At 59.2% G+C, this 9,999-nt stretch carries 15 protein-coding genes; 9 read left to right on the forward strand and 6 right to left on the reverse strand.

Annotated elements, in window-relative coordinates; translation table 11 throughout:
- Positions 1-100: 100 nt before the first annotated feature.
- The 4 genes from QMX98_RS15590 to QMX98_RS15605 form a co-directional block, all read right to left on the reverse strand.
- Positions 101-1,003: an alpha/beta hydrolase gene (locus tag QMX98_RS15590; protein WP_154503155.1), complete on the reverse strand. Its 903-nt coding sequence runs from the start codon at positions 1,001-1,003 to the stop codon at positions 101-103.
- Entirely contained in the window at positions 1,003-1,785 is a 783-nt protein-coding gene (locus QMX98_RS15595) for a class II aldolase/adducin family protein (protein WP_010463216.1), read from the reverse strand. Before QMX98_RS15595 ends, QMX98_RS15590 begins: the two co-directional genes overlap by 1 nt.
- 131 nt (positions 1,786-1,916) lie before the next feature.
- Positions 1,917-2,603: an LrgB family protein gene (locus tag QMX98_RS15600; RefSeq protein WP_221108297.1), complete on the reverse strand. Its 687-nt coding sequence runs from the start codon at positions 2,601-2,603 to the stop codon at positions 1,917-1,919.
- Complete coding sequence (locus QMX98_RS15605; RefSeq protein WP_282411018.1) at positions 2,593-2,979, reverse strand: CidA/LrgA family protein; 387 nt, start codon at positions 2,977-2,979, stop codon at positions 2,593-2,595. Before QMX98_RS15605 ends, QMX98_RS15600 begins: the two co-directional genes overlap by 11 nt.
- 96 nt (positions 2,980-3,075) lie before the next feature.
- On the opposite strand from QMX98_RS15605, the gene QMX98_RS15610 reads away from it, so the two are divergent.
- A complete protein-coding gene (locus QMX98_RS15610; protein WP_010463222.1) occupies positions 3,076-3,972 on the forward strand; it encodes a LysR family transcriptional regulator in 897 nt (298 codons plus the stop codon).
- Here the strand turns inward: QMX98_RS15610 and QMX98_RS15615 are convergent.
- Entirely contained in the window at positions 3,953-4,408 is a 456-nt protein-coding gene (locus tag QMX98_RS15615; RefSeq protein WP_282411019.1) for a flavodoxin, read from the reverse strand. The genes QMX98_RS15610 and QMX98_RS15615 overlap by 20 nt on opposite strands.
- Positions 4,409-4,507: 99 nt before the next feature.
- Between QMX98_RS15615 and QMX98_RS15620 the strand changes: the two genes are divergently transcribed.
- Both QMX98_RS15620 and QMX98_RS15625 read left to right on the forward strand, forming a co-directional pair.
- Complete coding sequence (locus tag QMX98_RS15620) at positions 4,508-4,987, forward strand: PAS domain-containing protein (protein WP_010463226.1); 480 nt, start codon at positions 4,508-4,510, stop codon at positions 4,985-4,987.
- Between the two features lie 54 nt (positions 4,988-5,041).
- Positions 5,042-5,647 (forward strand): hypothetical protein, encoded by a 606-nt coding sequence (locus QMX98_RS15625; RefSeq protein ID WP_010463228.1) that lies wholly within the window; start codon positions 5,042-5,044, stop codon positions 5,645-5,647.
- A 2-nt stretch (positions 5,648-5,649) separates the two neighbouring features.
- Here QMX98_RS15625 and QMX98_RS15630 read toward each other — a convergent pair whose 3' ends face one another.
- Positions 5,650-6,609 carry a MerR family transcriptional regulator gene (locus QMX98_RS15630; protein WP_102594611.1) on the reverse strand — a complete coding sequence of 320 codons (960 nt, stop codon included), beginning with the start codon at positions 6,607-6,609 and terminating at the stop codon, positions 5,650-5,652.
- Between the two features lie 210 nt (positions 6,610-6,819).
- Here QMX98_RS15630 and QMX98_RS15635 point away from each other — a divergent pair, with 210 nt between their 5' ends.
- From QMX98_RS15635 to QMX98_RS15660, 6 genes are all read left to right on the forward strand, one after another.
- Positions 6,820-7,389: an antibiotic biosynthesis monooxygenase gene (locus QMX98_RS15635; protein WP_282411020.1), complete on the forward strand. Its 570-nt coding sequence runs from the start codon at positions 6,820-6,822 to the stop codon at positions 7,387-7,389.
- A gap of 81 nt (positions 7,390-7,470) precedes the next feature.
- Positions 7,471-8,181, forward strand: coding sequence for a dihydromonapterin reductase (gene folM / locus QMX98_RS15640; protein WP_010463235.1), 711 nt, complete (start codon positions 7,471-7,473; stop codon positions 8,179-8,181).
- A gap of 22 nt (positions 8,182-8,203) precedes the next feature.
- Complete coding sequence (folE, locus tag QMX98_RS15645) at positions 8,204-8,779, forward strand: GTP cyclohydrolase I FolE (RefSeq protein ID WP_010463237.1); 576 nt, start codon at positions 8,204-8,206, stop codon at positions 8,777-8,779.
- 2 nt (positions 8,780-8,781) lie between these two features.
- Entirely contained in the window at positions 8,782-9,153 is a 372-nt protein-coding gene (folX, locus tag QMX98_RS15650) for a dihydroneopterin triphosphate 2'-epimerase (protein ID WP_007970304.1), read from the forward strand.
- A gap of 97 nt (positions 9,154-9,250) precedes the next feature.
- Positions 9,251-9,547 (forward strand): DUF1244 domain-containing protein, encoded by a 297-nt coding sequence (locus tag QMX98_RS15655; RefSeq protein ID WP_008150700.1) that lies wholly within the window; start codon positions 9,251-9,253, stop codon positions 9,545-9,547.
- The gene (locus QMX98_RS15660; protein WP_077750181.1) at positions 9,540-9,878 is read left to right on the forward strand and encodes a HopJ type III effector protein; all 339 of its coding nucleotides are present in this window, start codon (positions 9,540-9,542) and stop codon (positions 9,876-9,878) included. Before QMX98_RS15655 ends, QMX98_RS15660 begins: the two co-directional genes overlap by 8 nt.
- The last annotated feature ends 121 nt before the right edge of the window (positions 9,879-9,999 follow it).

A 9,999-nucleotide genomic window follows, 5' to 3' on the forward strand; every position in this document is an offset into this window, starting at 1 on the left:
CAGCAGACCAGGGACAATACGTCCGAGTGTCAGGCACCAGGCTGCTGGTCACAATAAACACAGGTAAAGCTGAATAGTGCTTGATAAGGCTGGGGGATAGTCAGGAACAGGCCGCCCTGCGCGGCGGAGAAACCAGCCGATCCCGAAACGCCTGATAATGCTTGAGCACCTGTGCCGGCGCTTCAGTCTGCGGGTAATGGCCAATATCAGGCAGCAGCACCGTGTCCGGGTTGGGGACCAGTTCCCGATAGCGCTTGACCATGTGCGCGCCGGAAATCGGATCGACTTCACCATCGATGACCCGCAGCGGAACCTCGCCACGCTGCATGGCGCTGACCCAACGCTCGCGCTGAACACGCCGCTCAGGAATATAAGCGATGAGCTTATGCATGATTCGCGGGCCGTGATTGCTGTCGATCAGGCCCCAGAAATCGTCCATCTCGCTTTCGGTGGGTCGAGTGTGCGGACCAAATATCTGCCGGAAACTTTTCACCAGTCCGTCGCGGGTAAAAGCTCTCCCGATCATCCAGCCCAAGGGGCTGAGCAACAGTTTTTGCATCAACACCGGGCGATGGGTTTCAGGAAACAGGCCGCCGTTGAGGAAAACACAACTGGCGATATCGACGCGCGTCTCGTAATGCCGGGCCAACAACTCCTGAGCCACGCTGTCGCCATAATCGTGGGCCAACACATGCACCGGCTGTTCGACGTTCAGGTGCGCGAGCAACGCCTGTTGCAGATCGGCCTGCTCCAACAGGCTGTATTCGTGATTGACCGGTTTGGCCGAGTCGCCGAAGCCGAGCATGTCGCAGGCAATTACCCGATAGCGCTGCGCCAGCGGTTGCCACAAGTAATGCCAGTCCCAACTGGCGGTCGGGAAACCATGGATGAGCAGCAACGGCTCACCCTGCCCCGCCGTCCAGTAATGGATGGTCTGGCCACGGAATACGAACGTCTGGCCGCGCTTTCGCCAGACACACAGGGGGATCTCGGCAAGTGCCATTAGAATTTATAACCCGGGTCTAGTTGATCGAGTTTGCGCAGCAACGCCGGCCAGGCCAACGCGCCGCCCATCCCTTGAGCACTTTTGGTCACGCCGGCAATCATCGCCTTGGCGCCCGCCAGAATCTGCGGCTCGATAGCAATCAGCTCGGCGCCACCATTCTGCGCCAGCACCTGGATATCGCAGGCGCGCTGAAAGGTGAACATCATCAGGAACGTGTCGGCGATGGTGCTGCCACAGGTCAGCAGGCCGTGGTTGTGCAGCATCAGGAAATTGTTTTCACCCAGGTCGGCTTGCAGGCGCGCCTTCTCTTCATGGTTCAGGGCAACGCCTTCGTAGGCGTGATACGCAAGGCTGGACAGCACAAACAATGACTGCTGACTGATCGGCAGAATGCCCTGCTTCTGTGCCGACACCGCCACACCCGCAGCGGTGTGAGTGTGCAACACGCACACCACATCGTGACGCACTTCATGCACGGCGCTGTGAATGGTGTAACCCGCCGGGTTGATTTCGTAAGGGCTGTCCATCAGCTTGTTGCCGGCCTGATCGACCTTGACCAGACTCGACGCAGTGATCTCGTGAAACATCAGCCCGAACGGGTTGATCAGGAAATCTTCGGTGCCCGGCACCTTGGCCGAGATATGCGTAAAGATCAGATCGTCCCAACCATGGGAGGCCACCAGACGATAACAGGCCGCCAGGTCGACGCGGGTCTGCCACTCGGCGGCACTGACCTGGTCTTTGACACTCTGGGGGGATTGGACGGGAGCAACTTTCACGGCAAGGACCTCCTGTTCTTATAGTTTTACTGTCGTTACCGCAGTCTAGTCGCCCCCGGATTTCGCGTAGTTGCATTGGCAGCCAGCTTGGTGGCCTAACGAGTCAGTTCAAGAAAAAGACTGGATCCATGTCAAAGGACCGCCGCCAACAAGGGGGCGGCAAACAGGTTCAAAAGCCCTGTCAGCACCATGACCAGCCCCGCAACCGAACCTTCCTCACCGCCCACTTCATGGGCCCGACTGACACCGGCACCGTGCGCGCCGACGCCAAACAACGCACCGCGCGCAAGGGCGCTGCGCAACGGCAGCCACTTCAGCAGAATGCCGCCGAGCATCGCCCCGAACACGCCAGTGAACATCACGAACACCGCCGTCAGTTCCGGCACGCCACCGAGGTCGTGAGCCAGCGGCATGGCAAACGGCGTGGTGATGGAGCGTGGCACCAGCGACATCGTCACCGAACTGTCCAGCGCCAGCGCCTTGGCCAGACCGAACGAGGTGCCGATGGACGCCGCACTGCCCGCCAGCATTCCGAGCAACAACGCCGACCAATACCGCATCAGCATCTGCCGCTGTTGCCAGATCGGCACGGCGAACGCGACGGTCACCGGCCCCAGCACCCACATCAGCCAATGGGTGTTTTTCGAATACTCCGAGTACGCGGTATGCAGCGGCACAGCGAGGGCCAGCAGCAGCGCCGGAACCAGAATCAGCGGCGACAGCAGATAACGCCCGGTGCGCCGGTAGATCCAGCGACTGAATAAATAGGCCGACAGCGTGAAGGCCAGCCAGAACATCGGCATCAGCTCAAGCTTCATGGGACCTCCGCAACCGCACCACCCCTTCCACGGTAAACGCGGTGACCAGCATCACCATCAGCGTACTCACGCCGATCACCAGCAGAATCCGCCAACAGTCGTCGCGCATCAGGCTGCCGTAATCGAGCAGGCTCATCAGCGCAGGAATAAAAAACAGCAGCATCTCGGCCATCAACAGGCCGGCCCCCATTTGCAACGCCGCCGGTTTGATCCCGCCAACCGCGAAAGCCAGCAGCAACAGCGCCATGCCGATCACGCCACCCGGGATCGGCCAAGCCAACCCCGCGGCAATTTCGCAGCCGAGCAGGTAGATGCCGAGCAGCACGGCCAGTTCAGCGGTCAATCGAGCCAGGCGTTTGAAGATGGATGAATTCATGGTTTCGGTCCTCACAGATGCTCATTTTACGGAGCGGGCTGCTATCCCCGAAACGAATTGTTAGACTCGGCTCTATTCCAATCTGGAATCAGGCGCATGGAATTCAAGCAGCTACGCAGCTTCGTCGAAGTGATGCACCAAGGGGGTTTTACCCAAGCCGCCAAGACTCTGCACATCAGCCAATCGGCGGTGAGCAAGCAAGTCGCCCAGCTGGAACAAAGCCTGGGCACACCGTTGCTCGAACGCCTGGGTTCGCAACTGCGCCTGACCGCCGCCGGCAGCGTGGTGCTGCAACGGGCCGAAGGCATGCTGCGGCTGCGCAACGAGTTGCTCAGTGAGTTGGACGATTTGAGCCAACTGGCTCGCGGGGAATTGCGTCTGGGACTGCCGCTGCTGGGCAGTGACGCGCTGTTCGCCGGGCTGTTTGCCGAGTACCGGCGGCGCTACCCGAACATCAGCATTCAGTTACTGGAGGGCGGTAGCCTGAACATCGAACAGGCGGTGTTGAGTGGTGAGCTCGAACTCGGTGGCAGTCTGTTGCCGAAGGATCCGCAGTTCGCCTTTCAGCCTTTCTGCGATGAGCCGCTGGATGCGCTGCTGCCCGCCGATCATCCGTTGGCGACCAAGACAGTGATCGGACTGGAGGAATTGGCCGATACGCCGTTTCTGCTGTATCAACGCAGCTTCGTGCTCAACGACCGGTTGCTGCAGGCTTGTCATCAGCTGGGGTTCACACCCAAGGAAGGTGGGCGCAGCGGCCAGGCGGATTTTCTTGCCGCACTGGTGGCCGCCGGCCAAGGCGTGGTGCTGCTGCCCAGCGTGGTGGCGCGTGGGCTGGTGCGGCCAGGCGTGGTGCGCCTGACCTTGAATGCCCCGGATTCGTTACGCTGGGACATTGCCTTTATCTGGCGGCAGGGTGCGTACTTGTCGAAGGCCGCACAAGCCTGGCTTGCCCTGCTGCGCGAGCGGCCGGTCAGCTCCGCAGCACCCTGATCAACTCGGCCAGCCAAGGCTCGGCATCGGTTTCCGGAGTCACACTTTCGCTGGCGTCCAGACGCAACATCGGCAGCACTTCACGCAGGCCCAGTTCGGCGAACAACTCACGCATCTGCTCGCCGCCGCCGCAGAACGTATCGCCGTAACTTGCATCGCCCAAGCCGATCACCGCTCCCGGCAAACCGCGCCAGGCAGCAGGTAATTGGTCACGGATCATCGAATGCAGGGGTTGCAGGTTATCCGGCAATTCACCCATGCCGGTGGTCGACGTCACCGCCAGAAATGCTTCCGGGCCGAAGGCCTGGACATCGGCCAGTGTCGCGCGCGGGTTGTGCCAGGTTTCGAAACCCGCGCCGTTTAAAAGAGAGGCGGCGTGGCGGGCAACTTCTTCTGCCGTGCCGTACACCGAGCCGGAAATGATGGCAACTTTCATCAATCGATCCTGAAGCTGTAAAAGACACAGATATTAACAGCACGGGCTCGTTTGATCTTTTAGAATGCAAATCCCTATCAATACGGAAAGGATTCTCCGATGATCAACGCTCAACTGTTGCAAATGGTAATCAACGCCTCCAACGACGGCATCGTGATTGCCGAAAAGGAAGGTGACCAGGACAACATCCTGATTTACGTAAACCCGGCGTTCGAGCGGCTGACGGGTTACACCAGCGAAGAAATTCTTTACCAGGATTGCCGTTTCCTGCAGGCCGGTGACCGGGATCAAAAAGAAGCCCTCACCGCGATTCGCAAAGCGTTGACCCTTGGCGGTTCCTGCCGGGAAATCCTGAGAAACTACCGAAAGGACGGCACCCCGTTCTGGAATGAACTGTCCCTTTCTACAGTGAAGAACGAAAGCGATGGGCAAACTTATTTTGTAGGCGTGCAGAAAGACGTTACGGTGCAGGTCAAGGCACAGCAGCGAGTTGCGCAACTGGAAGCACAATTGGCTGAGATGCAGGCCGAGCTTGCCGCGCTGAAAGCGACGAACGGTAAAAACAAAACAGCGAATTAATGGTCATTAACTACAATCACCGATGACTTTGTAACTATTCCTTTCGAGCAAGCCATGCAACGCGACGCACTCCTGACACAGGATGAGCTGGATTTCATCCAGACCATGCAACACAACCCCCAGCTCAATGTGCGGGATGCGACGTCGAGTCTGCTCGTCAACGGTGGATCGCAAATCCGTGATTTGCTCACGCGCCTGGCTGCCCATGAGCAAGTCACCATCCAGGCCAATTTCGAAAACCAGCAAATGACCTTTCCGCTGCATCTGGTGGAAGACGAATTTCATGCGCTGCATTTGCGTCTGGGCGTGCCGAGTATTTATGAAGACGGGCCAATGGTACGACCATGGCGCCTGACGCTTGAAGAGCCGGTGGCGCTGGAAAATGCCAAAGGCCAGCCCGGCACGATGTGGGTGCATGAAATATCGTTCAAAGGGGTTTTGCTGGAAGTTCGCAACAAGACCAAACCGCCCAAACACTTCGCGTTGTGGTTCAGTCCGTCAGGCTATGAGCGGATTGCATTGCGCGGCACCTTCGAGCGTGAAACCGAGCAAGGTTTCTACGCTTACGAATTAAGCCAGAGCGACAAGGATGAGACCGAACGTCTGCGTCAGTACATCCTTCAGCAACATCGTCTGACACATCCCGCCCTGCACATCTGATCTCAGGTATCCAGGTTTCCTGCCAGGAACTGTTTCAAACGCTGACGCATCACCATCCCCTCATTTCCCAGACAACCGATCGACGATCCGGCCAGGCTGTCCTGTGCCAGGTCCGACGCATCGCCAGCCAGCAGCAACTGACAATCCAGGCTCAAGGCCAGTCGATTCAGACGTCGAGGCAACTCGGGGGCCGGCGCGTGGTTGGACACCAGCACCAGTGCCGTGGGCTTGATACGCTCGCAAACCAGGGTCAACTCGTCGAAGGGCTGACCGATCGACAGCAGTTGAATAGCCGAGTCGACACTGCTCAGGTACAGCGCCGTGACCAGCACTTCGAGTTCATGAGCCTGATCGGCCAAGGCGCAGACAATCACGCGTCGAGGCTGCATGACGCGCACCAGCAACATGCGCTGCAACACACGAGAACGCAGGAAACCATCCAGAAACAGCCATTCGCTGGTCTGACCGAACGCGTGATGGCGCTGCAGCATCAGCTTCCAGATCGGCATCAGGATGTCCTGAAACACCACGGTCAGGGGGTAACTGGAAAAAATCTGTCCATAGACTTGCTCCAGCTTAACCTCGTCAAACGCCGTCACCGCCACCTGAACCTCCTGCTGCCACTGGGCGTAGTCAGCCTGAACGAGTTCGTCGGGAATGATTTTCGCCAGGGCTTTTAGCGGCTCGGTCTTGGCCAGTATCTTGCCGACCTTGCTGACCGCGACGCCGCGATCAATCCAGCCGAGAATGCTGCGGACCTTTTCGATATCCGCCATCGAGTACAGCCGATGCCCGCTTTCGGTGCGTGTGGGCTGAATCAGGCCATATCGTCGCTCCCATGCCCGCAACGTAACGGGGTTGATACCCGTCAGGCGCGCTACTTCACGGATGGGAAACAGCTCTTCCTGTTCCAGTGCAGCTCCTCGCTGCAAATCTGGGACACCTTCAGTCAGGACAGGCATGTGGCAATTGAAGTCCGCGCGCAAAATTGGATCCCATTCTAACTCTTCCACCCCATGCTTGTTCAAGACTGATAAACGACGAATGTCGCTGGCGTATCCGTCAGAATCAGGAATAATCCTTGCTTGTCTCAAGACGCAGCCCATCACCCCGGCGCTGCGCCTGGCGAAACTCCTACCCGGAGTGACGCATCTGTTATACGGAGATTCACCATGTCTACCTCACCCGTCACGCTGATGGTTGCGCGCCGCGTCGCCGATGGGCGTTATCAGGACCTGATGGCCTGGTTGCGCGAAGGCGAACAACTGGCCACCGACTTCCCCGGTTATCTCGGCTCAGGTGTGCTCGCTCCGCCGCCCGGCGATTACGAATTCCAGATTATTTTCCGCTTTGCCAACGAGCAAACCATGCACGCCTGGGAGCATTCCGCTTCGCGAACTGCATGGCTGGCGCGCGGCAGCGATCTGTTTGCGCACAAGACGGAACATCGCGTGAGTGGCATTGAAGGCTGGTTCGGCGCGGTCGGCCAGCGCCCACCCCGCTGGAAGCAGGCGGTGGCAATCTGGCTGGCATTCTTTCCGGTTTCCCTGCTGTTCAACTTTGTAATGGGGCCGTTGCTCGACGACATGAGCCTGCTGCCCCGCGTGCTCATCAGCACCTTGTGCCTGACGCCGTTGATGGTCTACTTCTTCATTCCGCTATCGACCCGCCTGCTGGCCAGCTGGTTGAACAGCACGCCAGCACGCCCGTTGCCCGCCGAGCCCACTCCCCAAAACCACTGACCCTCCTTGTGGGAGCCCCGCGATAGGTGAATGCCGCTGTGCGCTGGTATAGTTTTGCTCTTACCGCGACGCGAGCCGTTCATGACCTCTTCCGCAGCTCCGATCCTCATCACCGGTGCCGGCCAGCGTGTCGGCCTGCACTGTGCGCAACGTTTGCTCGAAGACGGCCATCCGGTGATCTTCAGTTACCGCAGCGAACGCCCAGGCGTGCAGACATTGCGCGACCTGGGCGCCACCGCGGTATTTGCCGACTTCTCCACTGAAGCGGGGATCCTCGCGTTCATCACCCAACTGAAAACCCACACCGACAGCCTGCGAGCCATTGTCCACAACGCTTCCGAATGGCTGGCCGAAACCCCGGACACCGACGCCGAGGCCTTCACCCGCATGTTCAGCGTGCACATGCTGGCGCCCTACCTGATCAACCTGCACTGTGCCGACTTGCTCGAACGCTCAAGCCCCGCCGACATCGTGCACATCAGCGATGACGTGACCCGCAAGGGCAGCAGCAAACACATTGGCTACTGCGCCAGCAAAGCCGGGCTCGACAGCCTCACCCTGTCCTTCGCCGCGAAATACGCGCCGACAATCAAGGTCAACGGTATCGCGCCAGCCCTGCTAATGTTCAACCCCGACGACAACGCGGCATACCGCGCCAAGGCCCTGGCCAAGTCCGCGCTGGGCATCGAACCCGGCAGCGAAGTGATCTACCAGAGCCTGCGTTATTTGCTCGACAACCCTTATGTCACTGGCACGACCCTGACCGTCAATGGCGGACGGCACCTCAAATAAGCAGCCCCCGCGAGGATGTTCCATGACGTTATCCCTGCACCAGAACGCCCTGTCCGAGAGCTATCGCGAAATTCTCATCGGTCTCGGCGAAAACCCCGACCGCGAAGGACTGCAAGACACCCCGGTTCGCGCAGCCAAAGCCATGCAGTACCTCTGCCACGGCTACGACCAGAGTGTCGAGGAGATCGTCAACGGCGCACTGTTTGCGTCAGACACCGACGAGATGATCATCGTCGCCGACATCGAACTGTATTCGTTGTGCGAACATCACCTGCTGCCCTTCATTGGCAAGGCCCATGTGGCTTATATTCCGACGGGCAAGGTGCTGGGCCTGTCGAAGATCGCGCGGCTGGTGGACATGTTCGCCCGCCGCCTGCAGATACAGGAAAACCTCACCCGACAGATCGCCGATGCGGTGCAACAGGTGACTGACGCGGCCGGTGTCGCGGTGGTCATCGAAGCCAGGCACATGTGCATGATGATGCGCGGCGTCGAGAAACAGAATTCGACCATGAACACCTCGGTGATGCTCGGCGCCTTCCGCGAGTCGAGCACCACCCGCCAGGAGTTCCTGCAATTGATTGGACGGAGCAAGTAGCAATGCCACAACTTCAACCAGGAATGGCACGCATCCGGGTCAAGGACCTGTGCCTGCGGACCTTCATCGGGATCAACGAGGATGAAATCCTCAACAAGCAGGATGTACTGATCAACCTGACCATCCTGTATGCCGCTCAGGAAGCGGTGCGTGACAACGACATCGATCACGCGCTGAATTACCGGACCATCACCAAGGCGATCATCGCCCACGTGGAAGGCAATCGCTTCGCCCTGCTCGAACGCCTGACCCAGGAGATCCTCGATCTGGTCATGGCCAACGCGTCGGTGTTGTACGCCGAAGTTGAAGTCGACAAACCCCACGCCCTGCGATTCGCCGAGTCGGTGTCGATTACGCTCGCTGCAAGCCGCTAAGCTTCAAGCTTCAAGCTTCAGGCGTTAAGCTACAAGCCATCGCAACCCATCTTGCAGCTTGAAGCTTACCGCTCGAAGCTGCCTCGCAGAGGCCCACATGACCGATCAACAACGCCTGGAACTTGAAGCCGCCGCCTTTCGCCGGCTGGTCGCCCACCTGGACAGCCGCAAGGACGTGCAGAACATCGACCTGATGAACCTCTCGGGCTTCTGCCGCAACTGCCTGTCCAAGTGGTACAAGGCCGCCGCCGACGAACGCCAGATCGAGGTCAGCCTCGATGACGCTCGCGAAGTGGTTTACGGCATGCCTTACGCCGAGTGGAAAGCCCAATACCAGCAAGAAGCCAACGCCGAACAACAAGCGGCGTTCGCCAAAGGAAAACCCAATGAGTGATTTGAACACCCTGCGCGCCAGCCTCAAGAGCGGTGAGCATGTTTTCGCCGACACCCTGGCGTTCATCGCCACGGGTTACGACTACCAGCCTCAGGCTTTCAACAACGGCGGCGTGGAAAACGCCGCCGGGCAGAACGAAGGTTCGTGCAAGACCCTGGGCCTGGCGCTGCTGGAAGGCCTGACCGATGAAGAGGCGCTGTTGGCCTTTGGCGAGCATTACCGCTCGGTCGTGGCCACGCCTGAAGGCAACGACCACGGCAATATCCGCGCGTTGATTGCGCAGGGTCTGGCGGGCGTGAAATTCACCCAACAGCCGCTGACTCGCCGTTAATCAAAGTCCGCGAAACACTTCACGAGCGACACAGAACCTGTGGCGAGGGAGCTTGCTCCCGCTGGACTGCGTAGCGGTCCCTCTTTTTTGGGGCCGCTGCGCGACCCAGCGGGAGCAAGCT

The organism is Pseudomonas sp. PS02303 (assembly GCF_029959925.1).
Classification (GTDB): Bacteria; Pseudomonadota; Gammaproteobacteria; order Pseudomonadales; family Pseudomonadaceae; genus Aquipseudomonas; species Aquipseudomonas mandelii.